This window comes from Pseudomonas sp. MUP55, from assembly GCF_034043515.1.
Lineage (GTDB): Bacteria > Pseudomonadota > Gammaproteobacteria > Pseudomonadales > Pseudomonadaceae > Aquipseudomonas.
In genome coordinates, this window is the sequence record NZ_CP138214.1 from 3748015 (window position 1) to 3773931 (window position 25917).

20 protein-coding genes are annotated in these 25917 nt (G+C 60.7%); 7 read left to right on the top strand and 13 right to left on the bottom strand.

Features of this window, described 5'->3' with window-relative positions:
- Positions 1 to 4 precede the first annotated feature (4 nt).
- The 3 genes from SC318_RS16770 to SC318_RS16780 all read left to right on the top strand — a co-directional run bounded on the left by SC318_RS16770 (position 5) and on the right by SC318_RS16780 (position 4063).
- Entirely contained in the window at positions 5 to 682 is a 678-nt protein-coding gene (locus tag SC318_RS16770; protein ID WP_320431251.1) for a lipopolysaccharide core heptose(II)-phosphate phosphatase PmrG, read from the top strand.
- Positions 683 to 868: 186 nt separating this feature from the next.
- The gene (arnT, locus tag SC318_RS16775) at positions 869 to 2524 is read left to right on the top strand and encodes a lipid IV(A) 4-amino-4-deoxy-L-arabinosyltransferase (RefSeq protein WP_320427700.1); all 1656 of its coding nucleotides are present in this window, start codon (positions 869 to 871) and stop codon (positions 2522 to 2524) included.
- 21 nt (positions 2525 to 2545) lie between these two features.
- Positions 2546 to 4063 (top strand): ArnT family glycosyltransferase, encoded by a 1518-nt coding sequence (locus SC318_RS16780; RefSeq protein ID WP_320427701.1) that lies wholly within the window; start codon positions 2546 to 2548, stop codon positions 4061 to 4063.
- Between the two features lie 50 nt (positions 4064 to 4113).
- Here the strand turns inward: SC318_RS16780 and SC318_RS16785 are convergent, their stop codons facing one another.
- On the bottom strand, positions 4114 to 4827 hold the full coding sequence (locus SC318_RS16785; protein ID WP_320427702.1) for an AAA family ATPase: 714 nt from the start codon (positions 4825 to 4827) through the stop codon (positions 4114 to 4116).
- Entirely contained in the window at positions 4827 to 5567 is a 741-nt protein-coding gene (locus SC318_RS16790; RefSeq protein WP_320427703.1) for an ABC transporter permease, read from the bottom strand. Before SC318_RS16790 ends, SC318_RS16785 begins: the two co-directional genes overlap by 1 nt.
- 661 nt (positions 5568 to 6228) lie before the next feature.
- Between SC318_RS16790 and SC318_RS16795 the strand changes: the two genes are divergently transcribed.
- On the top strand, positions 6229 to 6537 hold the full coding sequence (locus tag SC318_RS16795) for a DUF6124 family protein (RefSeq protein WP_320427704.1): 309 nt from the start codon (positions 6229 to 6231) through the stop codon (positions 6535 to 6537).
- Positions 6538 to 7009: 472 nt separating this feature from the next.
- Positions 7010 to 7318, top strand: coding sequence for a DUF6124 family protein (locus tag SC318_RS16800; RefSeq protein WP_320427705.1), 309 nt, complete (start codon positions 7010 to 7012; stop codon positions 7316 to 7318).
- A gap of 522 nt (positions 7319 to 7840) precedes the next feature.
- On the opposite strand, the gene SC318_RS16805 is transcribed toward SC318_RS16800, so the two are convergent.
- On the bottom strand, positions 7841 to 8989 hold the full coding sequence (locus tag SC318_RS16805; protein WP_413817564.1) for an integrase core domain-containing protein: 1149 nt from the start codon (positions 8987 to 8989) through the stop codon (positions 7841 to 7843).
- Positions 8990 to 9109: 120 nt separating this feature from the next.
- Positions 9110 to 15382 (bottom strand): non-ribosomal peptide synthetase, encoded by a 6273-nt coding sequence (locus SC318_RS16810; RefSeq protein WP_320427707.1) that lies wholly within the window; start codon positions 15380 to 15382, stop codon positions 9110 to 9112.
- A 489-nt stretch (positions 15383 to 15871) separates the two neighbouring features.
- Here SC318_RS16810 and SC318_RS16815 point away from each other — a divergent pair, with 489 nt between their 5' ends.
- Together SC318_RS16815 and SC318_RS16820 are read left to right on the top strand one after the other, a co-directional pair.
- Positions 15872 to 16666, top strand: coding sequence for a helix-turn-helix transcriptional regulator (locus SC318_RS16815; RefSeq protein WP_320427708.1), 795 nt, complete (start codon positions 15872 to 15874; stop codon positions 16664 to 16666).
- Positions 16666 to 18090, top strand: a complete 1425-nt coding sequence (locus SC318_RS16820; protein WP_320427709.1) for an efflux transporter outer membrane subunit — start codon at positions 16666 to 16668, stop codon at positions 18088 to 18090. The genes SC318_RS16815 and SC318_RS16820 overlap by 1 nt, the downstream gene beginning before the upstream one ends.
- A 7-nt stretch (positions 18091 to 18097) precedes the next feature.
- Here SC318_RS16820 and SC318_RS16825 read toward each other — a convergent pair whose 3' ends face one another.
- From SC318_RS16825 to SC318_RS16865, 9 genes are all read right to left on the bottom strand, one after another.
- Positions 18098 to 18931 (bottom strand): hypothetical protein, encoded by an 834-nt coding sequence (locus SC318_RS16825; protein WP_320427710.1) that lies wholly within the window; start codon positions 18929 to 18931, stop codon positions 18098 to 18100.
- Positions 18932 to 19050: 119 nt separating this feature from the next.
- On the bottom strand, positions 19051 to 20193 hold the full coding sequence (locus SC318_RS16830; RefSeq protein ID WP_320427711.1) for an RAD23 family protein: 1143 nt from the start codon (positions 20191 to 20193) through the stop codon (positions 19051 to 19053).
- 320 nt (positions 20194 to 20513) lie between these two features.
- Complete coding sequence (locus SC318_RS16835; RefSeq protein WP_320427712.1) at positions 20514 to 21020, bottom strand: hypothetical protein; 507 nt, start codon at positions 21018 to 21020, stop codon at positions 20514 to 20516.
- Complete coding sequence (locus SC318_RS16840; protein WP_320427713.1) at positions 21017 to 21535, bottom strand: hypothetical protein; 519 nt, start codon at positions 21533 to 21535, stop codon at positions 21017 to 21019. Before SC318_RS16840 ends, SC318_RS16835 begins: the two co-directional genes overlap by 4 nt.
- On the bottom strand, positions 21532 to 22194 hold the full coding sequence (locus SC318_RS16845) for a hypothetical protein (protein WP_320427714.1): 663 nt from the start codon (positions 22192 to 22194) through the stop codon (positions 21532 to 21534). Before SC318_RS16845 ends, SC318_RS16840 begins: the two co-directional genes overlap by 4 nt.
- 255 nt (positions 22195 to 22449) lie before the next feature.
- Positions 22450 to 23382 carry a pyridoxamine 5'-phosphate oxidase family protein gene (locus SC318_RS16850; protein ID WP_320427715.1) on the bottom strand — a complete coding sequence of 311 codons (933 nt, stop codon included), beginning with the start codon at positions 23380 to 23382 and terminating at the stop codon, positions 22450 to 22452.
- An 80-nt stretch (positions 23383 to 23462) separates the two neighbouring features.
- Positions 23463 to 24347 (bottom strand): LysR family transcriptional regulator, encoded by an 885-nt coding sequence (locus SC318_RS16855; RefSeq protein ID WP_320427716.1) that lies wholly within the window; start codon positions 24345 to 24347, stop codon positions 23463 to 23465.
- Positions 24347 to 25267: a LysR family transcriptional regulator gene (locus SC318_RS16860; protein WP_320427717.1), complete on the bottom strand. Its 921-nt coding sequence runs from the start codon at positions 25265 to 25267 to the stop codon at positions 24347 to 24349. Before SC318_RS16860 ends, SC318_RS16855 begins: the two co-directional genes overlap by 1 nt.
- Before the next feature lie 16 nt (positions 25268 to 25283).
- Positions 25284 to 25910, bottom strand: coding sequence for a glutathione S-transferase family protein (locus SC318_RS16865; RefSeq protein WP_320427718.1), 627 nt, complete (start codon positions 25908 to 25910; stop codon positions 25284 to 25286).
- Between the last annotated feature and the right edge of the window lie 7 nt (positions 25911 to 25917).

Consider the following 25917-nt stretch of genomic DNA (forward strand, 5'->3'; position numbering starts at 1 on the left):
GCCGATGGTGAACAGCGTGGCAGACATTACCCTGACCAAACCCCAACGGGCCAGGTTAAAGCGCCTTAGAAAATACCGCGTGCCGGTGGCAACCATCATCGTTTTCGCATTGCTGGTGACCGCTTTTTTATTCTGGCCACGGTCACCTGAAGACCTGGGCATTGGCAATCGCCTGGTCACCTCTGGCGTGATGGCCAGTTGGCGCAACGGCGACCTGGTGGTGCTGGTGCGTCATGAGGAGCGGTGCGATCGCTCGGACAATCCCTGCTTTGGTCCGGCCGACGGCCTGACGATCAATGGCACGCAGCGCGCGGCAGATCTGGGAATAGCCTTTGAGACACTGGGCATGGAACGCACAGACGTGCTCAGCAGCCCCACCACGCGCACCGCGCAGACGTCGCTGTTCATGTTCGGCAAGACCGAGCTTTCCCCTGGCCCGCTCGCCATCTGCGGTGACGCCATGGGCGAGGAAATCCTCAGCCATAAACAGCCCGATCGCAACCTGATGCTGATCACCCACAGCGCCTGCATGAACGACTTCCAGGAGGCACTCGGCTACCCCCATGCCCAGGCCGCCGAATACGGCAGCGCACTCTTCGTGCAGGTATTGCCCAACGGTACATTCAACGTCATGGGCACTATGAAAAACGAGGATTGGGCGGCCGTACTGAAACAACTTTAAATACACTTTTTTACATATTGGTGAATAGTGCGTTCAGCAAGATGACAGCCTGGGTCTGGCATTTTAAGTGCGCCTGTTAGTTCAGGAAGCCCTGACACCCCCATGAATTAGTGATGCCCTTAATGCTTGACGCCCTTAACTATTCAAACTTCGCATCCGCGACTCATATCAAGGAGCGATAGTGTCATGAACCCATTGAAGCCCGTGCCCGTGCTATTGCTTGGCCTGGTCATTTTCCTTGTGCTGCCGTTGGGCTTGCACGGCTTGTGGACGCCAGATGAAACCCGCTACGCCCAGGTCAGCCAGCAAATGCTGATGAGCGGCAACTGGGTCGCGCCGCACTTCATGGGGGTGCGTTATTTCGAAAAACCCGCCGCCGGTTATTGGCTGATTGCCCTGGGCCAGGCCGTGTTCGGCCAGAACCTGTTCGGCGTGCGCATCGCCTCTGTCCTGACCACGGCGCTGAGTGTGCTGTTGACGTACCTGATTGCACGGCGCCTGTGGAACGAGCCGCGTAAAAGCTTCGCCTGTGCCTTGCTCTACGCAAGCTTTGGCCTGGTGGCCGGGCAAGCGGGGTATTCCAACCTCGATCCGCAATTCACGTTCTGGGTCAACCTGAGCCTGGTCGCCCTCTGGTTTGCGCTCGACAGCGCCACGCCCCGCGCGCGTCTGGGTGCCTGGGCGCTGTTGGGGTTGGCGTGCGGCATGGGCTTTTTGACCAAGGGCTTTCTGGCGTGGCTGCTGCCCGTGTTGATCGCCGTGCCCTATCTGATCTGGCAGCGACGCGTCGGCGAGTTGCTGCGTTGCGGCCCATTGGCGATCCTGGTCGCGGTGCTGGTCTGCTTGCCTTGGGTGCTGGCGATCCATCTGCAGGAGCCGGATTACTGGCGCTTCTTCTTCTGGCATGAACACATCCGCCGCTTCGCCTCGGACAATGCGCAGCATGCGCGGCCGTTCTGGTTTTTCCTGCCGATCATGGTGGTGGCGTGCCTGCCCTGGGCGGCCCTGTTGCCCAACACCCTGGTCAAAGCCTGGAAAGACCGACGCCAGCCCGCCATCGCCTTTCTCGGCCTGTGGCTGCTGCTGCCCCTGGGCTTTTTCAGCCTGAGCAGCGGCAAACTGCCGACCTACATCATGCCGTGCCTGTTACCGCTGGCGCTGCTGATGGGCCATGCCTTGATTGACCTGCTCAACCGGCACAAGCCCCGTGCGATCTTCATCAACGGCGCGCTCAATTTCGTCCTCGGCATGGCGGCCATGGTGACGCTGATTTGCTTGCAGATCGCCAACCCGGTCTACAGCAACAGCCACGCCGAGATGTTCAGCCTGTCCCTGACCTTTATCGTGCTGCTCGGCTGGATCCTGGCCAACCTGCTGCAAGCGATGCGTCCGCTGACGCTATGGGCGATGCCAGCACTGGGGATCGGCCTGCTGGTGGCGCTGCTCCCGGCGGGCATGCCGCACATCATCGCGGCGAACGAAATGCCCGACCAGTTCGTGCTTGAGCATCTGGATGAACTGCAACACACCCATGCTTTGCTGAGCAACGACCTGAGCGCGGCATCGGCGCTTTCATGGCGCCTGCGCAGACCGCAGGTGGCGTTCTACAACACCACGGGCGAGCTGCGTTACGGCCTGGAGTACCCGGATTCCGAGCAACGCAAGGTCACGCTGGACAGCGTGCAGCCCTGGTTGGCCGAGGCACGCCAACACGGTTCAGTCGGCGTGCTGCTGCGCGTCATGAGCACCAGCGAACATCTTGAGGAAGGCCAATTGCCCCCGGGTGGCAAGCGCTACCGCAAGGGCGGCCTGGTACTGATGATTTACCCCCAACAACCTTGATCGCCTTCACAGGAACAGCCCATGCGCTTCTGGAAAACCGAACGCGGCGCCCTCGCCTTGTTGCTCGGTGTCTCGGCCTTGCTCCTGCTGCTGGGCCTGGGCAGTCGCGAGCTGTGGGGGCCGGAAACCCGCTGGGCGAACATTGCCCTGCAGATGCTGCAAAGCGGTGACTACTTCGACCCCTACCTCAAGGGCACACCGTATTACGACAAACCCCTGCCCTCCTACTGGCTGATCACCGGCTTCGCCAACCTGATGGGCGGCCTTGGCCCTTGGTCGCTGCGCCTGTCATCGGTAATCGCGGCCTGGCTGAGCATCTGGCTGGTGTACCTGATCGGCGAACAGCTGTTTCGCAAGGGCACCGGGCTGATCGCCGGGTGGATGCTAGCCACCACCTTCTACTTCCTGTTCTGGGCCCGCGTGGCCACGGCCGACGTGCTGACCGTGTGCGGCGTGCTGGCGGCGGTCTGGTGGTACTGGCGCGGGCCGGACGACACCCGGCTGGGGCGCTACAGCGTATTCTTTTTGCTGCTGGCGGCAACGTCGCTGTTCAAGGGCCTGATCGGCTTTGTGCTGCCGGGGCTGGCACTGCTGCCGCACCTGCTCAGCGAGCAACGTTACAAACGCCACCTCAACCTGCGGCTGGTCCTGGCCCTGGTTATCGCCGGCGCGTTCTACGCCATTCCCTTCGTACTGTCGCACCGCTACGGCGCGCCCACCTACGGTGAGAGCGGGCTGGAACTGGTGTTTCGCGAAAACGTGGTGCGCTTCTTCGACCCCTTCGACCATATGGGCCCGATCTACACCTACCTGATCTACCTGCCGGTCTACACCTTGCCCTGGGCGCCGTGCTGGATGCTCGGCGCATGGCTTGCCCTGCGCCACTGGCACCGCACGCCACCCAACGTGCGCTGGCTGGTGTGGAGCCTGGGCCTGTTGTTCCTATTCTTCACCGCCAGCGGCAGCCGACGCAGTTACTACGTACTGCCCCTGGTGCCCTTCGCCCAATTACTCGCCGCCTGGTGGCTGAGCGAACACCTGCGCCAACAACCGGCCAGTTGGCCGCGCTGGCAAAAAAGCTTCGGCATCACCGCAGGCCTGCTGGCCGTGGTGCTGGGCGTGATCTACCCCTGGACCACGCGCAACGGCGGCGTGACCCGCTTCGCCGAGGACGTCCAAGCCCAGGCGCTGAAAAGCGCGCCCTGGAACCATTGGCAGCTGATTCTGGTGGAAGTCGACAACAAGCTGCCGATGTACCTGCAGAACGGCGGCAAACCGTTCTACTACGTGAGCGAAACCCAAGACTACCCGCGCCAGGGCGACAGCGCCGCGTTCATGGCCTGGCTGGAAAAAACCAGCGGCCAGGGGTTTGATCCAAGGCACACGATTATCGTCGCGCAGTACTCCAGGGAGGACCCCGAACCGTTGGCGTTTCTGGGGGTTGATCATCAGGTGGTCACGACGCAACCGGATAATGGGGAGCGGTTGTTTCAGAAGCGCTCGGGGGGGAGCGTGGCGTTTATTCCTGCTGGGCGTTGAGACGTGAGGAATGAAGACCATATTTTTTCTCCACCTAGGCAAGGCCCTTTTCAGTCGTTCGTCATACTGGCCGCATGAATAAACGCCTCGTCCAGACTGCTGGCTTCATACGTGCGCATAAAGCCCGCCGCATCGGTGAAGCGATTAAAACGCCGTTGGCTAAGCATGTAAAAATCATCGCAGTGAGTGACAACTTCATCAACGTTATGCGACGACACAAGCACTGCGACACCTTCCGCCGCAGCCCCCTCAAGACACCGCCAGATGTGATACCGAAACTCAGGATCGACCCCCGCAGTCGGCTCATCAAGAATCACCAAATCAGCACCGACGCAGAGTAAGGACAATGTAAAAAACCAGCGCTTTTCCCCATAACTGCACAGGGATGATTTCTTCTTCCATATCTCGCAATAACGGTCGGCGATCCCAGGGCTCCACTTTTCAACCTTCTCCAAGGCATGGCGCTGCGTCACAGGCGCATCTGCGCAAAAAAGCATCATCATCTTGAACACATCGAACATACGCAATACAGGTGGGGTTGCAATGACTTGAGAGAGGTACAGCAGTTTGGAAAAGGAATGATGCATTTCGCCGCCATCCATTTTCTTCAGACGACAAATCACATCAAAAAACGTTGTTTTTCCGGAGCCGTTAGGCCCTAGCAGGCCTGAAACTGAACCAGCTTGGACTTTCAACGAGGCATTCTTGAACAGCACATGCTGTGCGTAACTGATATCCAATGAGCTCACGACCAGCTGTTTCATCAGTAGCGACTCCAAACCGGGTTAATCAGTAAGTACCGGAACGTTATAAAGCCTGTCGATACGAATAAAAGAACAACTACCCATACCACGGTTAATGACTGAGCCACGCCATCCGCCATAATTCGATTGGCCCACGACATTGGATTAAAAATACTGATTATCTCGATGATAGGCGCCGCTGAGTTCATGCTGGCAATACCCAGCGCCAACATGGAAAATGACAATATGGAAAATAAAGTATTCATATTTTGAAAACCAACCGGAATCAGTGTCAGCAACAGCGAAGGTATCGAGAAAAGGAGAAAGCACATATAAAAGCGCACAATAATAATAGCCAACTCCGAAAACGCCATCATGCCGAAATAGCTACGCGTCAATCCGTAAAAAACAGCGCAATACACAACTGACATAAAGGAATAGGCAAGAAACTGTCCTGCAAGAAAAGTTAATTTTGTATTTCGCGCATAGACAAACGATCGCAAAAATCCACTTTCTCTGCGCCCAACTATATAAAAAGCCAAGCCAAACAGCGCTACGCTTGAGGCGACGAAGGCGTAGAACCACGAGGTAACAGATAAATAATCTTGCGATAGCTCTCCAGGCGCCCTCGCGTACATTATTAGATAAAAGGTGGCTGCCGGGGACACCACGATCCAAAAAAGTGCGATGGGTTCCTTGAACTGTTCCTTGATGAAAAGCGTCGCGAGAAGGAGTGGTTTTAACAAGGGATAAATATACATATATCACCTCAAGGAAAAAGTCTGCCCTCACATCCCAAATATCACTTTCCGAATGTGCCTCTGACAATTTAGTTAACCTTGAAAAATGTGCAATATTTTAATAGTTTGAATGTAGGAAATTTACCACTTTTAATCAGGAATTCTCCTGCAACCAATTCAGAGCATTGATAGTTGCTAAAAAACAAGTTCCCGGATCAGGCCGCATCAACGATGCACTGTTTATTTTTCAAATTAAGGCCTTACGAGATATCCCTATCAATAGCTCTACCTACGAGAGTCGTGTAGGACAAGAAGCGCCATTTCACAAATGAGGAAAGTAATCCGACAAGCGGTAATGTGCCGTTCACCCGCTGAAACATTTCCAAAGAGCCAGCAAGCCACATCCCTTTAAATTGCAGGACGTTTCCGAGACAATCCCAGCCGCCTTGTGCCGGTTGGAATCGGTGGCTAGTCTGCGGTCCGTCACTGCTCATCAGTGATCGGGTTTAGTCGCTCGGTATGTCACAAGGCGCATGGTCACATGGAGTTTAATGGTGGCTGTGCGCAGGGCGCCTTCGGGCGCGCCGGATTTCCTTGTGGCCGGTCGACTAACCTGCGTACAGCCGCCACCTTCGTTTAGTCGCGAAAGGCGTTGGCTCCGATACTCACAAGGAGTTACACCATGAACAAAGTCATCCCCGACCCACCCCTCGATCCCGCCAAAGACCGTGCCGCGTTCAACCGTGCTATCGATCATTATCTGCCCACCCAAGGCTTCCACAGCGTCAACGAAAACCTGAGCTTCGAAGATGCCCTGCTCTACACCGCCAGCTTGCTCGACAGCGCTTCGGCGACGGCGTTGGATTGCGGGGAGTTGCTGAGCAGCCCGGAGCGGGCGAAGATTCTGGCGGTGTGGCATTTGCTGGAGATCGCCAAGACCACCGTGGATCGCTCCATCGAATGCATAAAGCCGTTGAAAACGGCTCCATAAACTGTGCGAAAGCGCTTCAAGATCGTTCCCACGCTCCGCGTGGGAATGCAGCCGGTGGCGCTCTGCGTCAGCCGTGCGCAGTCGTGATTGGCGGGACGCGGAGCGTCCCAGGAGGCATTCCCACGCGGAGCGTGGGAACGATCCGCCAGCTGGCATTTCGTCATGACTTGTAAAGGGCCAGCAAGCCACATCCCTTTAAATTGCAGGACGTTTCCGAGACAATCCCCGCCGCCTTGTGCCGGTTGGAATCGGTGGCTAGTCTGCGGTCCGTCACTGCTCATCAGTGATCGGGTTTAGTCGCTCGCCTCTTCCAACACGGCATAGTCTCCATGCGTTTTATGGTGGCTGTGCGTAGGGCACCTTCGGGTGCGCCGGATATTTCGTGTTGGGCCGGTCGACTAACCTGCGTACAGCCGCCACCCTCGTTTAGTCGCGACGGGTGTCGACTCCCAATCCAACACGGAGTTACACCATGAACAAAGTCATCCCCGACCCACCCCTCGATCCCGCCAAAGACCGTGCCGCATTCAACCGTGCTATCGATCATTATCTGCCCACCCAAGGCTTCCACAGCGTCAACGAAGACCTGAGCTTCGAAGATGCCCTGCTCTACACCGCCAGCTTGCTCGACAGCGCTTCAGCGACGGCGCTCGATTGTGGGGAGCTGCTGAGCAGCCCGGAGCGGGCGAAGATTCTGGCGGTGTGGCATTTGCTGGAGATCGCCAAGACCACCGTGGATCGCTCCATTGAATGCATAAAGCCGTTGAAAACGGCTCCATAAGCTGTGCGAAAGCGCTTCAAGATCGTTCCCGCGCTCCGCGTGGGAATGCAGCCCGTGACGCTCTGCGTCACCCGTGCGCAGTCGTGATTGGCGGGACGCGGAGCGTCCCGGGAGGCATTCCCACGCGGAGCGTGGGAACGATCCGCACCCTGTTCTTTGTTTAAAAAGACGGAGGGCGCTGCGCACTGCTTCTTAGCTGACGTGCGCTGATCCCGCGTCCTGGTTGGCTGTCAGGCCGCCATCGGGGGCAAGCCCCCTCCCACATTTGGATCGAGAGGCTTCGGCTGCTGAGCCGTCACAGGTTTAGGGCCGCGGGAAAGCTGTGTAGATACCTATGGCTATCGGGGCTCAATGTAGGAGCGAGCTTGCTCGCGAAAAACGCCCAGGCAACGCGTTCATTCTGAATGAACGCGCAGGCCCTGAGTTCTTCGCGAGCAAGCTCGCTCCTACAAAAAGCCTTAACTGACTGGCATTAGGTGTAGAACCGTAGACATCGTTTACATCTGAAACCGGGGACATCGTTTACACTTTTGAGGCCTGGACGCGGGTCATACCTCGTCCAAGCCTCCCCAAGGGATAATCACACAGGTACAAATCCCAAACATCATCTTCAGCTTCTTTGAGCCCTATCCGTTCCCCAGATAGCGCCTCGCTGATAAATACCAACTTGCCGTTCCATTTGATCGATCCATCCTGCCTGACGCTGCGAACCTTCATTTGCGCGGGATACTCCACATCGGGCAAGCATCCTGGGTAAGGTCGGGAGGACGGTACATACAAATCTCCCGGACGTTTCATACCGAGTGCTTCATGAGGGCGTACGTAATTGAACTCATGCCTGAAGTGCTCCAGCAAAAGCTGCTGCTCGACTAAGTTTTTTCCTAAGGGCAGCTCAAGCTTCAAACTACGGTGCATTCGCTCATGGCGGCCATTCTGCGCTGGCCTTCCAGGCATGGTGCGCTCCGGATAGATGCCCAGGCGTATCCACCAAACTGCCAATGTGGACATTCTTGCCAAGCCAGGAGAGGCGAACGGAACCCCGTTGTCCGAACGGATAACTTCCGGCATGCCGTACTCCTGAAAAAGCCTCTCAAATGTTTGTTTTACCGGCTGGGTCATGATCTTGGGATGGGCCCTGCACGCCAGAATCAGCCGGGACGCGTGGTCCGTAACGGTCAAAGGGAAGCACATCTGCGCGTTAAGCATCTTGAATTGCCCTTTGTAGTCAGCGCACCACGTCTTGTTAGGTTCGTTGGCTTCTCGCATCTCTACGTGGGAAATACTGTGCCGGCGCTTGAAGCGTCGCTTGTTGACGAGCCCGAGCCGATCAAGCCATTGGCCTGCTGTACTCGGAGAAGGCCAGGCGACTGAGGGATCTTCAAGCCGTAATAGCTCAAGAAGCTTCTTTGGCCCCCATTTATCGTGAGCCTGTTTCATCGCCACGACGCGGGCCAAGATCTCTTCGTCGGTTTTATTTGGGCTGTTGTGAGGTCGCCGAGACAGTTCGGATAAGGACTTTAAATCACCGTTGTGCCGGGCAATCCATTTGTCGACGGTAGGCCGACTAATGTTAAAGCGGCGTGCCAACTGGCTTTTGGTGTAGTTGCCAGAAAGCCAGTCGGCGACCAGTCTGATTCGCTGATTCATAGGGGACTCTTGGTTCCAGGGCATGATCAGTTACCTCCTGATCATGCGTATTAACCTGTAAACCATGTCCCCGGTTAGAAATGTAAACGATGTCCCCGGTTTGTACCAGGGCAAGCCCCCTCCCACATTGGTTACCTTCCCCCTTCAGATTCGGCGTCGGCGGTTGAGTGCGGGGATGGCGGTTTCGGGTGCTTCCACGCGCTGCACGTGTGCCACTGCGCGCGCCGCCAGTTGCGCCAGTGTCGGCTGACTGAACAAGGTGCGGGCATCCACTTCCAGACCCGCTTTGCGCAGGCGTGCGACCAGGTTCACCGCCAGCAGCGAGTGCCCGCCGAGTTCGAAGAAGTGGTCGTGGCGCCCTACCCGTTCCAGCTTCAGCACCTGCGCCCAGATCGTCGCCATCAGGTTTTCCACTTCGCCTTGCGGGGCTTCATAGGCGCGGCTCACCACGGCGTCCAGGCCGGGTTCCGGCAGGGCCTTGCGGTCGAGTTTACCGGCCGGGTTGAGCGGCAGTGCGTCCAGTTGCACGAAGGCGGCCGGTACCATGTATTCGGGTAACTGCTCCAGTACATGGGCGCGCAATGCGTCCAGGCTGGGGGCCGGCTCGCGCAGGGTGAAGTAGGCGATCAGGCGCTCGTCACGAATCAGCACCGCCACTTCTCGCAACGCGGGATGGGCGGTCAGGCGTGCTTCGATTTCGCCCAGCTCCAGACGCACGCCACGCAGTTTGACCTGGAAGTCGTTGCGCCCGAGAAATTCCAGGTTACCGTCCGGCAGGTAGCGCACCACGTCACCGGTGCGATACAGCCGGTCACCCGCGACGAAGGGGCTGTCGATGAAGCGTTCGGCGCTCATCTGGGGCAGGCCCAGGTAGCCCCGAGCCACGCCGACCCCGCCGATGTGCAGTTGGCCGCTGATGCCCATCGGCACGGGCGCGTCGTGCTCATCCAGCACATACAGGCGGGTGTTGTTGATCGCCCGGCCTATGGGCAGTTGCAGCGCGGGCACCGGCGCGCCCGGTTCCAGGGTCCATGCGCTGCTGTCCACCGTGGCTTCGGTAGGCCCATAGACGTTGTGCAACCGCACGCCGGGCAAGCGCGCCTGCACCCCGCGTGCCAGGGCTTCGGTCAGCTCGCCACCGCCGCACAGTATGTCGGTGAGGCTGGTGCACAGGGCTGACGCTTGCAATTCAAGAAACTGTTGCAACATTGCCGGCACAAACTTGATCACGCTGATGTGCTGCTCGCGGATCAGCTGTGCCAGGTACGCCGGTTCTCGATGCCCGTCGGGCCGCGCCAGCACCAGGCGCATGCCTTGGGTCAGCGGCCAGAACAGTTCCCACACCGAACCGTCGAAACTGAACGGCGCGCGCTGCAACAAGGCGCCGCCTGGAGCCTGCGGGCACAGCCGCGCGCCCCAGTGCATCAGGTTGCCCAGGCCGCGATGCTCGATCATCACCCCCTTGGGGGTGCCGGTGGAGCCGGAGGTGTACATCACGTAGGCCAGGTGATTCATGGTCAAACCCGGCACCACGGGGTTGTCGCTCGGTGCCTGGTGCCAGGTGCACTGGTCGAAATCGATCACCGGCAGCGCAACGTCCTGCACCCGGTCGCGGGTGGCGGCGTGTAGCAGCAGCGCCACCGGCTGGCTGTCTTGCAGCATGTAGGCCAGGCGCTCGCGGGGGTAGCCCGGGTCCAGCGGCACATAGGCGCCGCCTGCCTTGAGAATCCCCAGCAAGCCCACCACCAGGTCCAGCCCGCGTTCGACGCACAGCGCCACCCGCGCATCGGGCTGTACGCCGTGCTCGCGCAGGTGGAAGGCCAGTTGATTGGCGCGCTGGTTGAGTTCGCGATAGGTCAGTTGCTGCGCACCCGCCTGCACTGCCACGGCATCCGGCCGGTGCCGCGCCTGGGCTTCGAACAGCGCCTGCACGGTGAGGGTGTCGGGGTAGTCGACAGCGGTGGCGTTGAAGTCCACCAGCAACGTCTGCAACTCGTGAGCAGGGAGCACCGGCACCTCGCGCAACGGGGTGGCGGGCGCCTGCTCCAGCGCGTCGACCAGGCCGTTGAGCACAGTGTCGAGGTAACCCAGCACGCGTTCAGCCCCCACTTTGCGCGGCGCCTTGGCCTTGAGCCGCAAGCCGCTGGCGATGTCGTCCACGGTGAGCATCAGCGGGTAACTGAGGATGTCCTCGCTGCTGAGCAAGGCGATGCCCGGCACCAGTTTCAGGTCCGGCTCGGCGCTGGTGTGACGGTAGTTGAGCAGGCTGTTGAACAGCGGCGCGACGCTGCTGCAGCGCTGGGCCAGCGCCAAAGACGCTTGCTCATGCGCAAGCAAGGCGCTCAGTTGGCTGTGGGTGTCCGTCACGGCCGCCAACACGCTTTGCCCGGCCAGGCGCAGGCGCAGCGGCAGAGTGTTGATGAACATGCCCAGGGCGCGGTCCGCCCCCTCGCCGGCTTGCAGTCGGCCGAGCAACACGGTGCCGAACACCACGTCCTCGCGGCTTGCGACGCGGCTGAGCACCTGCGCCCAGGCCAGGTGGAACAGGCTGGCGACGCTCACTCCAACAGCGCGGGCCTGGGCCCGTAGTCGCTGGTTGAGCGACTCGTCCACCGCTTGCACGAATTCTTCGATGTCAGCCCGGTCCGCCTGGCGTTCCTGCAAGCCAAAGGCCAGGGTCGGTGCGTCCACATCCGCCAGGCGCTCACGAAAGAACACCTCATGTGCCGCTTGCCGCTGCGGTGAACGGGTCTGCGCGACCACGTTGCGGTACGGCACCGGCACCGGCAACTGCGCGTGCTGCCCCAGCAGATGGGCGCGAATTTCGTCCACCAACACGGCAGTCGACGTGGCGTCGTTGACCAGGTGATGGAAGCGCAACCTGGCGACCCAGCGCGAGTGATGCGGTTCTTCGGCGTAATCCAGGGCCATCAGCGGCGCGCGGCGCAAGTCCAGCGGCAAGGCGTGCTCACGCAGCGGTTCGACCGGCAACCGCGCTTGGCGCCACACCACTTGCATCGGTTGATCAAGGGCATCCCACACCAGGCTGGTGCGCAAAATATCGTGGCGGTCGATGACCTGTTGCAGGGCCTGGGCAAACGCATCCAACTGCTCGCGGCGTGCAAAGCTGAACAGCGCATGCTGCTGGTACGGATCGCGCTCATCGGTAATGTGGTGGTAGAGCAAACCTTCCTGCAATGGCGCCAGCGGGTAGATCTCCTGCACGTTGGCGGCGCCACCGGGGATGCTGGCGACGATGCGCTCCAGACTGGACTCGTCGAGGTCGGCCAGGACCAGCATGTCGGCCGTGATCCGCGTGCAACCGGTGGGGATGCGATTGGCCGGCACCGCCACTTCGCTGCCGACACTGGCCGCCGCCAGCGCTGCCAGGGTGGGCTGGCCGAACAGCACTTGCATGTCGGCCTGCAGGCCGGCCTCGCGCATGCGCTGCACCAGTTGCACCGCCAGCAGCGAGTGCCCGCCCAGTTCAAAGAAATGGTCCTGCCTGCCAACCTGTTGCACCTGCAGCAACTCGGCCCAGATCTGCGCCAGGGTGGCTTCGACGCCCTCGTGGGGCGCCTCATAGCGACGGGTCACGAACGCCTGCTGAGTGGGTGCCGGCAGCGCCTTGCGGTCGAGCTTGCCGTTGGCGGTGAGCGGCAACGCATCAAGGCGCACGTAGGCCGCCGGCAGCATGTAATCGGGCAGCGAGGCTTGCAGGTGCGCGCGAAGGGCTTCGATTTGCAGCGGCTGGTGCTGGATGAACCAGGCCAGCAATTGCCCGTCACGAAACTCCACCACGGCGGTCTTGACCGAGGGATGCGTGGCCAGGGCCGATTCGATTTCCCCGAGCTCGATCCGCACGCCGCGAATTTTCACCTGGTCGTCGTTGCGCCCCAGGTACTCCAGCGTGCCGTCCGCCAGCCAGCGCGCCAGGTCCCCGCTGCGGTACATGCGGCCACCGTTGAACGGGTCGTCGAGAAAACGTTCGGCACTCAGGTCGGGGCGATTCAAGTAACCACGCGCCACGCCCTTGCCACCGACGTACAACTCCCCCGCCGTGCCAATCGGTACCGGCCGTTGCTGCGCGTCCAGCAGGTATACGCGGGCGTTGGCGATGGGTGCCCCTATGTGCAACGGCTGGCCGACGGCAACGCGCCCGGAGGTGGCGACCACGGTGGCTTCGGTGGGGCCATAGTTGTTGATGACGTCGAACGTCTGCGCCCGATTGAACCTGCGCAGGCGATCGCCGCCGATCAGCAAGGTGCGCAAGGTGGGGTGCGCAAGGTGTTGACTGAACGCGTATTCGGCCACGGGCGTGGGCAGGAAACACACGTCCAGCGGCTGGCTGCGCCACCAGTCGAGCAGCGCATCGATATCTTCCGCGCCGTCATGCACGGGCGGCAGGTGCAGGGTCGCGCCCACGCACAGCGCCGGCCAGACCTCCCAGGCCATCGCGTCGAAACCAAACCCGGCGACACTCGCGGTGTGGCTGCCCGCGTGCAGGTCGAAGGCCCGGCAATGCCAGTCCACCAGGTTGGACACGCTGTGGTGTTCGACCATCACGCCCTTGGGCAAGCCCGTGGAGCCGGAGGTGTAGATCACATAGGCGAGGTTGGACGCCTTCACCGGCGCCTGCGGGTTGCTGTCGCTGCCGGGGTCGCTGCACGGCTCCAGCGCAAGCACTGGCACCTGCAAGGGCGGCAGGCGCTGCAGCAAGTCGTGCTGGGCCAGCACTGCCACAGGCGCGCTGTCGTGCAGCAGGTAGTTCACGCGTTCGGTGGGGTGCGCCGGGTCTATCGGCACGTAGCAGGCGCCGGCCTTGAGCACCGCCAGCAACCCTGCCAGGGTGTCCAGGCCGCGCCGCGCCAGCACCGCCACGCGGTCATCCGGCTGCAGGCCAAGGGCCAAGAGTCGATGGGCCAGCGCATTGGCTCGGCGGTTGAGTTGGGCATACGTCAGTTGCTGCCCCTGGTGTCGCGCCGCGACGGCCTGCGGTGTGCGCTCGGCCTGAGCCTCGATACGCCCGTGCAGGGTCTGCGGCGTGACGTTGGGTTGCGCGGTGGCATTCCATTGCTGCAACAAGGCCTGGTCCTGTGGCGTCAACAGATCAAACTCGCCCACCGTGAGCGTGGTGTCGGCCAGGCCCTGCTGCAACAACCCGGTCACGCACTGCACCAACCCCTGCACTTCATGATGCTCAAAGTACGCCTCGTTATAGACGCAATGCAGGCACGCGGTGTCCTGGTAACGGTTGCTACGCAAGTGGATCGCTATCGGCAGCGGTTCATGGTGGTTGGACACCTTGATCGCACGAGCCTGCACCTGGCCGTAGCGCAGGTCATGGTCGTCCTGCTCGAACGACACCGACAGGTCGAACAACTGGCCACGGTTCGTACGCCGCAGCCCCAGCTCGCGGTTCATCTCGCTCAGGGGGAAACGCTGGTGGCGAAAGTCCTGCTTGAGCTGGTCGCGCACCCCGCGCACCAACTCGCTGAAACTTAAGGCCTCGCTGAACTGAAAACGTACCGCGCTGACCTGGGCGAACATGCCGACCGTGGCGCGAAAGCGCGCGTTGGAGCGGTTGAGAATCGGCAGCCCCACCACCCATTCGCTGCGCTGGCTGGTACGGGTGAAATACACATACAGCGCCGCCAGCAACACATGGAACGCCGACGCCTGGTAGCGGTTGGCGACCTGTTCCATACGGTTGAGCAGTGCCACCTCAAAGGCTTGCACACAGGTGTTGCTCGCGGCTCTGGCGGTGTGCCTTGGGGTGAGCAGCGGCTCGGGCAGCACTTGGTATTTATCCAGCCAATAGTCACGGTCGCGGGCGCAGCGGGCGGATTGAAGGTAGCGCTGGTCGGTGTCGATGAAGTCGATATAGGACGGCGCCAGCACGTGCGTTTGCCCGCCGCGTTGCAGGCTGGTGTACAGCTGGGCGAGGGATTGCAGCATCTGGCCGAACCCCCAGCCGTCGAGGATCAGGTGATGGGCCTGGGTGCCGAGACGGAAATGGTCGTCGTCGAGCTTGACCAGGAAAAAGCGAAACAGCGGCTCGCCACTCAGTGCATAGGGCCGGGCCATCTGCGCCTGCATCAAGGCCTGGGCCGCGGCCTCACGATCGGGCAGCCCGCTGAAATCGTACTGCGCCACGTCCACCGCCCAGTCGGCGGTGAAGGTCTGTCGGGGCAAGCCATGGCTGTCGGTATGCAACCGGGTGCGCAAGGCATCGTGCCGTGCCACCAGCAGCTCGACCGCACGCTGGATCAGCTCGGGTGCGATGGCGCCGGCCAGCTCAACATAGCCGCCGATGTTGTACAGCGGCGAATCGCCGGCGCGCAGTTGGTCGAGCCAGATGTCCTGTTGTGCGGCGGTGAGGGGGAAGCTGGCCGGCAGGCTGGAAAGTTGCGTCATAAGATCCTTCTCATGGGGGTCAGGCACTGGCCGCGCAGGGTCGCCCATTACCACGAATTGGCCGGATTTGAGCATGGGGACGGGGCGGCGTCTGACACCCGAAACCCGGACATCCAAACGGATGGAAACGGGCTTGGCAGAGGGTTCACTACTGAAACGATTAAAGGCTTGTAGGAAATTGGCTACAGGCGCCCGAGGTTAAATTTGAAAAATATTTTTAATTTATGACTTTCCCCTTTTTTATCAATCACTTAAACAAACATAAATATTCCGACCCATCGGTCGTGCAGCGAATTATCCGTAGGAAACGTCGAATTAATGACGCAGATTTTATGGCAGCGTATGTCCCTCGTTTCCGCTACATACGCAGGATAAATCGATATGGCTAAATGAAATCTCGAACGCCGAGTTACGTTCAAGCAGTACGGAGCGCCCCGAACAGACCCAGGGCACCCGTTGACGGTTTTCGACATCAAGGATGAGATGGCTATGAGTCTGACCCGCAGTATTGACGACACCCAGAGCCCACATTTCTACGCCGAAATGGGCGAACTTATTTCAAGCAGCGGCCAGGAAAATTTCGCTGCCAACATGCTGCATCTGGTGGACAAATGGATACCCATTCATTTGGTCGACCTCAGCGAGTGGAGCCTTGATGAACTGCGTGACAGCGTGCTCGAGATCAAGCTGCTGGGCAGCGCCGGCCTGAACCAGGACCTGCCCGCCCCCCAGACCTTGCACGCGCTTGACGACCATCCCCTGCTGCAACAGATGCTGCACATGCAGGACCCGCTGCTGATCCAGATGAAGGCCAAGGCCGACAGCGCCCACCCGCGTGGCAGTTCGCATCAATGCAACCTGGTCTCGCGCCAGGGCCATCGACGCTGTGTGATTTCGTTCTACCGCCCGCCTGCCGAACGTGGCTTTTCCCTGGCGCAGCTGTCGTTTCTCAAATGCCTGTCCGACACCCTGTTGCCGCTGATGGAGCGCCATGCCCAACTGCTGCGCCAGACGCCACAGACCGAAGGGGAGCCTGGGCACACCGTGCTGGAGCAATCGCAATTGCAGCGTGAGTTCTACAAGCGCTTGTCGCTGAGTGACATCACCCTGTCGGCGCGCGAGCAGGAGGTCTGCCTGGGCCTGTTGACAGGCGGCACCGTGCCGCAGATCGCGGAAAAACTCAGTGTGAAAAACAGCTCGATTGAAACCTACCTCAAGCGCGCCGCCGCCAAGCTTGGCGTGAGTGGCCGACACGGTCTGGCCAAATGGATGGTGGGCGCCTGATGCACAACCGGATCTTCACCGCCGTTGGCGTGGCCTGGATGCTCGGCGGGTGTTCGCTGATCCCTGAGTACCAACGGCCCGACGCACCGGTGCCGGCGCACTATCCCCAGGACGGCGTGTACCGCCAGGCGCAGGCCGGCGCCCTGCCACCCACAGCGGACTGGCAGCAGCTGTTCCACGACCCGGCGCTGCAACAGTTGATTGGCGCTGCTTTAGTCAACAACCGCGACCTGCGGGTAGCGACGCTGAATGTGCAGGCGTTCCAGGCGCAGTACCGCATCCAGCGCGCCGACCTGTTCCCGGCGGTATCGGCCACGGGGGCCGGCAAACGTCAGAAGTTGCCGGGCAGCGTGACCGGTACCGGCAAGTCGGCGATCACCTCCAGCTACTCGGCGACCCTGGGCCTGAGCGCTTATGAACTGGACCTGTTCGGCCGCGTGCGCAGCCTCAGCGAACAGGCCATGCTGACTTACCTGGGTACCGAACAGGCCCGGCGTGGCGCGCAGTTGAGCCTGGTGGCCAATGTCGCCAACGCCTACCTGACCTGGCGTGCCGACCAGGAACTGCTGGCCCTGACCGAGCAGACCCTGGCCGCCAACGACCACAGCTGGCAGCTGACCCGGCGCAGCAAAACCGCAGGCAAGGCCTCGGCGCTGGACGTGGTGCAAGCGCGCACGGCGGTGGACAGCACCCGCGCCAGCGTGGCTCGCTACGAACGCCAGGTGGCCCAGGACCTCAACAACCTCACCCTGCTGGTCGGTGGCCCGGTGGATGCCAACCTGCCCTCGCGTCCCCTGTCCGACGACCTGGTGGCCAGCGTGCCTGCCGGCCTGCCCTCGGACCTTTTACAGCGACGCCCGGACATTCTTGAGGCCGAACTGCAGTTGCAGGCGGCCAATGCCAATATCGGTGCGGCCCGTGCGGCGTTCTTTCCGTCGATCACGCTGACGGCCAACGCCGGCAGCACCAGCACGCAACTTTCCGGTTTGTTCAAGGGCGGCGCGGGTACCTGGACGTTTCAGCCGCAAATCAATCTGCCGATCTTCAACGCCGGCAGCCTGCGCGCCAGCCTCGATTACGCCAGGCTGCAAAAGGACATCACGGTGGCGCAGTACGAAAAATCCATCCAGACCGCCTTTCAGGAAGTCGCCGATGGCCTCGCGGCGCGCCAGACCTACAACGATCAACTGGACGCGCAACGCGACTTCGTCGCCGCCAACCAGCGTTATTACGACCTGGCCCAGCACCGCTACCGCAGTGGCGTCGACAGCAACCTGACCTTCCTCGACGCACAGCGCTCGTTGTTCAGTTCACAGCAGGCGCTGATTGTTGATCGACTGGCGCAACTGGTCGCGCAGGTGAATGTGTATACCGCACTGGGAGGTGCGTGGGGCGCACCGCCGAGCCTGGCGGTTATGCGCTAGAGCAGCCTCAGGCCAACGGCGGAACGACTCCAGTTGTGGTCATCCAGTTGCCGTTTGTCCCCATAGCGATCCAGAAAGCCGTCCACGACCACCATTGAATGCGACCCGCTGGCGATCGTGCCGATAGCGCCGTTGCGAAAGTCCTCAAGGTCGCGGGCGCAACGAAGTCCTTCAAGCCCAGGCGGCGCAGCGCCTGCCCCGGATACTCGCCATCATTCAAGCTGTCCATCGCAGCGGCAAAGCTCTGACCGGCGACGCCGTCGTTATTTTCCAGCTGCGCGCGCTTGGCACTGACTGCATACAGGAACTGCGCGTTGACCAGCACATCATTAGACCGGGCGGTGCCGAAATTCGCGCCGGTCCTGGCGTGTTTCAATTCCTCGTGCGTAATGTCCAGCTTGAACCCGTCACGCATGACGACCCGATAGCCGGCGTCGGTGGCGTCAATGGACTTGTAGATGCCGTGAGGGTTGTGACCGAATCTCATCATGGCGGCTTTAATGGCAGATACGGTCACGCAGTTGCCTTCAGTCAGCTGATAGAAGTCCTGGAAAATATCATCGGGTTTGACCCCCGTATTCTGCGGTGTTCCTTTTAGAAACTGCTCCCGATTATCGACGCGCCGTTCATTCACTGAACTATTATCATAAGGCGCAGGTTTTACTTCGACTGTGGGTTTAAACCGCGCGGACAACAGCGCTAACAAACGCTCCAACTCACCCACCAGGCGACTTAACTGTTCGGTTGTTCCGGCCGGCGCAGCCTCAATGGAAGAACGTGGAGAAATAATCGCATGACTCGCTTCGGCAAAGCCTGCAACAGCATAATTAACATTAGACACTAGCATCTCAATCACTCGCATAACGGGCTTGAAAAAGGCGCACGAGACGTCAGCGCCATGAACATGAAGGCCCCGTGTTTTAATCAAATAAACAGCTTTAGAAAGTGGTCTGACTCGACTTAACCGCGCAGCGTTACAACCTTCAATGCTGGCGCAACCGGTTTATTGTATAACTGCCCTTCCATACTTCCGGCGAAGACAGCGCCATTCTTGTTTCTCGCACCCTTGTCCAATGGCACCCCGACGCGCGCGCCCAATGCTCCGGCATCAACGACCTGCATATGCTCTTTCAGCCCCAGGTACGACAACGCCGTGTCGCCGTCGATGCCGTGCCCTGCTGCGGCCAGCACACCCGGATAAGTACGGTGGGCATGGTAGGCACTGTCTTTGTCATACAGGCTGAAAAAACGGTCCGTCGCGTTGTTGCGCTCCAGTTCCACGTGTTGACGCTTGCTCATTACGCCAAACAGAAACTGCGCATCCTTGACCATGCCTTCGTCACCGCCACTGAATTTCGCCGCCTTGGCCGACAGTTGAAGCTCTTCACGGGTGATGTGCAGTTTAAAGCCGTCTTTCATCGTCACGTTATAGCCATCTCCACTCTTGGCGACCTCCTCGAAAACCCCAGCCGGGCTTTGTCCGAAGGTGGCCATGGCCACCTTGATCGCGGCGACGTGCTCCTCTCTGCCTGTCGTGCCCATGAGGGGATAATTCTCGTACGTGGCGCGCAGCCCGTTGCGGATATCGTCGGGCTTTTGCCCTTTGGCTTTATCCGACAAAAACGTGTTCGTCGGCTCGGTGTTCTTATCGGAAAACATGTCGATAAGTTCGGTATCGAAAGCGTTGCGACTGCGGGCCAGATCCGATCGGTTCATGAACGGCGCCAATCGTTCTTTCCATACTTGCTTACTGGGCCGCACGGTTTCAGGGGCTGGCGCCACATCAACCGGCGGTTTGGGAATCACCGTCACGGGTGGTTTGGGTATCACGGCCACGGGGGGCTGTGGCGCAGGTGGCGCGTTTTCCTGGTCCATCCATGTTTTGAGCGTGGTGATGAGCGTACCGAGTAACATCAACAGCTCAGCCATACGTTGGTCATTCCCGCTTGACGGGGAAGTTCGGCCAACCGCGTTCTGTGCTGGCAGTTGCCCGAAACGATTCAATCGGTCAGGGGTGGGCTGATCGCGTGTTTTATCGAGCTGTTCAGAAGTTGCATAGGCGGAATAAACCTGCCCGTTGTTCGACGTGTTGAGCGTGACCATCTTGTTTAGCCTCATTAATAAAAGGAAGGGAATCGCAGGGGTAACTCTTATTGCGATTCAACAAACATTACTTGCCAACCGTCACCGTCGGTTATTGCATCCGGCAAGTCCTCATGCGTGGCAAGTCGGTGAGAAAGGTTCCTGATTTCAGAGGGGCAACAGGTAACAACGTCCTTCTATTTCAGCTGATTTACATCGGAATATTCCTAAACCGCGACGCGTTCATCTGAACAATGCTCAGCGCAATCTGAACGGCGCCGCTTGCAGCGGCCTATCCAAACCAAACAACAGGCGTCATTGCTCATTTGAACAGGCGGCTGTCACTGATAAGGAATCAAGCGATCATGGTCCAGGTCACGCATCAAGTCGCTCAGCATTTCGCTTTCGCTGCGGGGCTCGGTCATGGGGATGTACCAGGTCGTGGCCGTCCAACCGCCACGCTTGTAGGCATAGGTTTTGAGCAGTTGACCGTCCTTGAACAACGAGCCGTGCAACTGGCGTTCGTAGGTGTATGGCACCGGCACGGTCAGCAGCGTCAATGCGCCAAGCAGTGCCGGGAACACACCAGCACCTTTACCGCCGCGCTGGTCGATCAACAGGCTGTAGCCGGTCTTGCTGACGCCGCCGTCCAGAAAACTGAAGGCGCCTGTATCACGCAACCGTTGGATGACTTCGCGCTGTGTCTGCTGCTCGAACCGCGACGTGGGCGAAGGCATTGTGACGCTCATCGGCACGTAGGCACGCTCTGCCTTGTAGTCCAAAGGTTTGAGCGCGGTACTGCAACCGCCGAGTAACAGCGCCACAGCCAATAGCGTAGTCCTGATCATTGCGCATGCTCCTCGGGCACCAGGCCGTCGCGTTGTACATCCTCAGCAAAGGCACGTGTGACACGATTAACGTTCTGGGGCTCCATCCCGCCAGGGCCGTCCAGGAGCCAGGAATATTTGTGGGTGACGTTGCGGTAGCTGTACTGCTTGAGCTGCTTACCGTTTTGCTGCAGGGAAAATTCGGTGGTGGTGTCGATGCTCACGGACAGGGGCATCAGAAACAGCGTGGCTGCGCTGAGCAGTACAACCGGGAAAGGCGGCATATCACGTTCAATGGTGTAGCGTACCCACACCGAATAATCTCCCGCATTGCCGCGGCCGCTCTCGACGCTGCGAAACACGCCGGTTTCGCGCAGCTGATTACGAATGAGTGCGGCATTGAGCGGGTCATCGATCATGACGTGGATCGGCTTGAGGTACTCCTTGCCATCCGGCAAGGCGCGCTCCGGCAACGTATGGGTGGTTGCGCACCCCGTCAGCAGCGCCAGGGCGCCGAGGGTAGTCAGGCGGTTCATGGGCGTGTCTCGTCAAGGGTGTTCCGGGCCGAGCCTTCTGGCTGCGGTGCGATGATATAAGGGGCGGCGCTGCGATAATCCAGGGGCAGCAACTCGAGAGTCGGCAGGCCTGGGACATAGTGGCGAGCAAGCGGCTCGTCGCGACCTTGCTGGTCACGCCAGCGAAAGGCACAGAGGGAGGCGCCCAGGCACAGTGAGCGGAACTCACCGAGGTAATAGGCGTTGCCGGCCTTCAGGCGCAGCGGCAGGTTGAATTTCTCTCGCGCTTGCACCGAGGTGTAGGTCGTACCCAGCGTGGGTGAATAGCTGCTGGAAAAAAACTGAAAGTCATAAAACTCATAATCCCCAGGCTTGAGCGCGAGCACGAATACGCTCGCCGCACCGCTCGCATCCTTCACGTCCTGAGGTGTTTGCTGCCCGGCACCGACCCATATCGCTGCGGCGCCAAACGCAGAACCGCGCTTGCGAAACAGAAGGCGCTGGTTGGGTGCAGGAGACGCATTGAGGCTCTGTGGGCCGATTGACCCCACAATATAAGCGACCGGTTCCTGGGGGCCAGGTTGCAATGGCTGGCTGACCAATGAGGCGGGTTGGGTACCGCAACCCGCGAGGGCCGCCGTCATCAAGAACAAGGCCAAGGGCCTGGAGAAGCAAGACATATCGAATCCCGAACGCTGGCAAAAGGAAATTGCAGGCGTCAGGACAACGAGGGGATGAGCCTTCCTGGCGCTGCGCCTCGCGTCACTGCGAGGGGTGCGAATGGTACGGGGGGATTCGAGGTTTGACTACACCCTGTGGGAGGAGGCTTGCCCTCGATGGCGATGCACTAGCTGCGAATGCGCCAGCTGAACCGCCGCTATCGGGGGCAAGCCCCTCCCACATTTGAATGCCTGTGCCGGGCAGGCCGCGCCTGGCTACCAGGTGCCCATCGCCAGGCTATGGGGCGAAAACTCGGCGAACTGCCAGCGCAAGGCCAACGCTGCCGGGCGGCGCACGGCATGCTCCACCGTTAACGTCCACAAGCGCTGCGCACCTTCGAACTCGGCCACTTGCGGCCCGCTGAGGATCAACGCAGTACGCCCGGCCACTTGCAGCACGTCGCCGCGCTCAAAATCAATGAACAACAACCCCGCCACCGGGTTGGCCTGCAGGTTACCGAGGGTGTTGAAGAAAAGATTGCCGGCAAAATCCGGAATGGTCAGCACGTTGCCCTCAACCCGCACGAACCCCGTGTTGCCACCGCGATGAGAAACGTCCACCGAGCGCTCGCCGTGCGCGTCCACATAGCTGGCAACGAAAAAGGTGTCGGCCTGGCGAATCAACGTCTGCGCGGCCTCGTCCAGTTGGTCGCTGCGCTCGACGGCGGTGCCGGGTTTGCGCGCTATCCCGGCGACGGGCCGCAGTTGGATGTACTTCGGGCAGTTGCCGAAGGTGTGCACCACATCGACCGCGAAGCCGTCGTGATCAAGCGATCCAATCCGACCATTCATGCGGTTGCGGCGGCGGGTACCAAGGTCGATGCCCAGCAGCCCGACAGACGCACCGTGAACCATGCCGGCCCGGGCGGGATCGCTGTTGGAGGGCAGGCTGTCGATCAGCAGCGTCTGCGGATCCGGCGAATGCGCAAACCCTGGCGCGCCTTCCAGCAGCGTCGCCCAGGGGATGCCCTGCTCGTCCACCACGCCCGCTACCAGGTAAGGCAGCAACGGATAGAAATCGCGATGCTGCTCCGGCAAGTGATCGCGTATGACCTTGGGCCCGATCACGGCCATTCGTTCGCCGACACCGGCACTGTCCTGCAATTGCCGTTCACCGGCATGCCACGGAGATTGTTCGATCGAGTTCATGGCGACCACCTCTGGTTGTGATACCTCGATGCTGCGCCCCTACCGTTTTGGGGAGAATGCCCAGCCAAGGCAATCCACCATTACGCCAACTGAAATGCCGGGTGCTCACGCAACGCCACGACGCAGTAGTCGACAAAACTGCGCACGCGCATCGACGCATGGCGGCCTTCGCGATGGACGATATAGACCGGCAGCGGCGGCAGGTCGAAGTCCGGCAAGATACGCCGCAGGTGACCACTCATCAGGTGATCGTGAACGGCATAGCTCAGGCAACGAACCACCCCCGCGCCCTGCACAGCGGCATTGATTGCGCCTTGCACCGTGGTGCAACTCAGGCGTGCGCGGGCCTTGAGTACATCGTGCGGGAACTGCCAGTGAACGGGCTCGGCGCCGGCGATCAGATGGTGCTGCTTGAGATCAGCCGGCTGCAGCGGCTCGCCCTTGGCCGCCAGGTAAGCAGGGCTGGCGCAAAGGATGCTGCGCACCTGCCCGACTTGCCGTGCAATGAGCGACGAACTGGGCAGTTCACCCACCAGCACGGCGACATCCAGCCCCTCTTCGTGCAGGTTCGGGTAATAGTCGTGGTAATGGGCGACGAGACGCACCGCCGGGTAGCGGTCCATATAGCCGGCCAGCAGCGGCGCCATCAAATGGCGGCTGAACAGCAAGGGCATAAATACCCGCAGATTACCCTGGGCCTGCACATGCGAGCCGTTGGCCGAGGCTTCAGCGGCGTCCACCGCCGCCAGCAACCGCACGCAATCGGCCAGATAGGCGTGGCCTGCATCCGTCAGGCTGACCCCACGGGTACTGCGCTGCAACAACATCACCCGCAGACGTGCCTCCAGACGCGCAATCGCGCGCACCAGGGTCGGGCCGGAGACCTGCGCAATGCGCGCCGCCGCCGCCAGGCTCGGTTGCCCGACCAGCGCCACGAACAGTTGCATGTCGCGATAACGTTCCATCAGTCGCGCTGCTTCATCGCCGGGTTCAAGGCGCTATCCTGCCCGAGGCGCTGGGTAAGAAAATCGACAAAGCTATGGACCTTGGCCGGCACTCGACCGTTGTTCTGGAACACCACCTGGATCGGCAGCGCAGCCGGCTCGAAATCCTGCAGCACAACTTCCAACTCCCCCGCCGCCACCGCTGCCGCAACCTGGTAGGACAGCACCCGTGTCATTCCCCAACCCAGGCGTGTCAGGTTGATCGCGGCATTGTTCGCGGTGACCACCAGGCGCGGCTCGATAGGCACTGCCAGCGGCTGGCCGCCGTCGACAAACGCCCATTCACTCACCAATTGGCTGGAGGAGGAGGTAACGACCTTGGCTTCACGCAATTGTTCAGGCCGCTGGGGTCGCCCCTGTCGGTCCAGGTAGTCGGGCGATGCGCAGACCACCCGGCGCACTTCACCGACCTTGATCGCCTGCTGCCCTGGCTCATGCAGATGGCCGATGCGCACGGCCACATCGACGCCTTCGTCGGTCATATTGACCACCCGATCGACCAGCAAGGCATGGATGTTCACCAGTGGGAACCGGTCCAGATAATCCGCGAGTGCCGGCGCCACGAACAGCTCGCCGAACAGCACTGGGGCGGTGACGTTCAGCTGCCCACACGGGATCGAATAACTGCCCGCCGCCGCTTCCTCGGCCTCATCGAGCTCGGCGAGAATGCGCCGACAGTCTTGCAGGTAACGCTGCCCGGCTTCGGTCAGGTGCAGGCTGCGGGTGGTGCGCGACAGCAGCTGGGTGCCGATGCGTTGTTCCATCGCAGCGATCGCCCGGGTCACGCTGGGCGGCGAGGTATTCAGGCGGCGCGCGGCGGCAGCAAAGCCCTCCTCGTCGGCCACCGCGAGGAATACCTGCATTTCATGAAAACGGTCCATCGACGCCCCTTGCTGGTTACTGTGATTGCAGACCCGCCGCCGTGCGCGGCATGCCGATGAAACCCGGCAGTGCTTCGATGCTGGCGAGCCAGGCGCGTACCTGAGGATAGTCGGCCAGCGACACGTTGCCTTCCGGCGCATGGGCCGTGTAGGTGTAGAACGCAATATCGGCGATGCTCGGCTGGTCGCCAGCCAGAAAACGGCTTTCGCCCAGTTGTTGCTCCATCACGGCCAGCAGCGCATGAGCACGACTGATCGCCACGCCCGTGTCCACCTCGGCGCCAAACACCGTGGCCAAACGCGCCGTGGCCGGCCCCGCATGCAGCTGACCGGCCGCAGCCGAGAGCCAGCGCTGCACGCGCGCCTGCCCAACCGGATCAGCGGGCAGCCACTGGCCGTTGCCATAGGTGGCGGCCAGATAAACCAGGATGGCGTTGGAGTCCGCCAGGATCGTCCCGCCATCGTCGATCACCGGCACCTGGCCGAAGCGGTTGAGGGTGGTGAGGAATTGAGGCGTTTTATGCGCGCCTTGCTTGAGGTCTACCTGGATATATTCCATGGGCAGGCCCAACAGAGAGAGCATCAGCTCGACCCGATGGGAGTGACCGGACAGGGTGAGACCATACAGTTTGATTGCGGGCATGACGGAC

Coding starts and splice junctions, on each gene's coding strand:
- SC318_RS16850 (WP_320427715.1), bottom strand. CDS start 23,382: ATGAACTCGATCGAACAATCTCCGTGGCATGCCGGTGAACGGCAATTG.
- SC318_RS16855 (WP_320427716.1), bottom strand. CDS start 24,347: ATGGAACGTTATCGCGACATGCAACTGTTCGTGGCGCTGGTCGGGCAA.
- SC318_RS16835 (WP_320427712.1), bottom strand. CDS start 21,020: ATGATCAGGACTACGCTATTGGCTGTGGCGCTGTTACTCGGCGGTTGC.
- SC318_RS16770 (WP_320431251.1), top strand. CDS start 5: ATGGTGAACAGCGTGGCAGACATTACCCTGACCAAACCCCAACGGGCC.
- SC318_RS16820 (WP_320427709.1), top strand. CDS start 16,666: ATGCACAACCGGATCTTCACCGCCGTTGGCGTGGCCTGGATGCTCGGC.
- SC318_RS16805 (WP_413817564.1), bottom strand. CDS start 8,989: ATGCCCTGGAACCAAGAGTCCCCTATGAATCAGCGAATCAGACTGGTC.
- SC318_RS16815 (WP_320427708.1), top strand. CDS start 15,872: ATGAGTCTGACCCGCAGTATTGACGACACCCAGAGCCCACATTTCTAC.
- arnT (WP_320427700.1), top strand. CDS start 869: ATGAACCCATTGAAGCCCGTGCCCGTGCTATTGCTTGGCCTGGTCATT.
- SC318_RS16830 (WP_320427711.1), bottom strand. CDS start 20,193: ATGGTCACGCTCAACACGTCGAACAACGGGCAGGTTTATTCCGCCTAT.
- SC318_RS16845 (WP_320427714.1), bottom strand. CDS start 22,194: ATGTCTTGCTTCTCCAGGCCCTTGGCCTTGTTCTTGATGACGGCGGCC.
- SC318_RS16840 (WP_320427713.1), bottom strand. CDS start 21,535: ATGAACCGCCTGACTACCCTCGGCGCCCTGGCGCTGCTGACGGGGTGC.
- SC318_RS16785 (WP_320427702.1), bottom strand. CDS start 4,827: ATGAAACAGCTGGTCGTGAGCTCATTGGATATCAGTTACGCACAGCAT.
- SC318_RS16810 (WP_320427707.1), bottom strand. CDS start 15,382: ATGACGCAACTTTCCAGCCTGCCGGCCAGCTTCCCCCTCACCGCCGCA.
- SC318_RS16865 (WP_320427718.1), bottom strand. CDS start 25,910: ATGCCCGCAATCAAACTGTATGGTCTCACCCTGTCCGGTCACTCCCAT.
- SC318_RS16860 (WP_320427717.1), bottom strand. CDS start 25,267: ATGGACCGTTTTCATGAAATGCAGGTATTCCTCGCGGTGGCCGACGAG.
- SC318_RS16800 (WP_320427705.1), top strand. CDS start 7,010: ATGAACAAAGTCATCCCCGACCCACCCCTCGATCCCGCCAAAGACCGT.
- SC318_RS16790 (WP_320427703.1), bottom strand. CDS start 5,567: ATGTATATTTATCCCTTGTTAAAACCACTCCTTCTCGCGACGCTTTTC.
- SC318_RS16780 (WP_320427701.1), top strand. CDS start 2,546: ATGCGCTTCTGGAAAACCGAACGCGGCGCCCTCGCCTTGTTGCTCGGT.
- SC318_RS16795 (WP_320427704.1), top strand. CDS start 6,229: ATGAACAAAGTCATCCCCGACCCACCCCTCGATCCCGCCAAAGACCGT.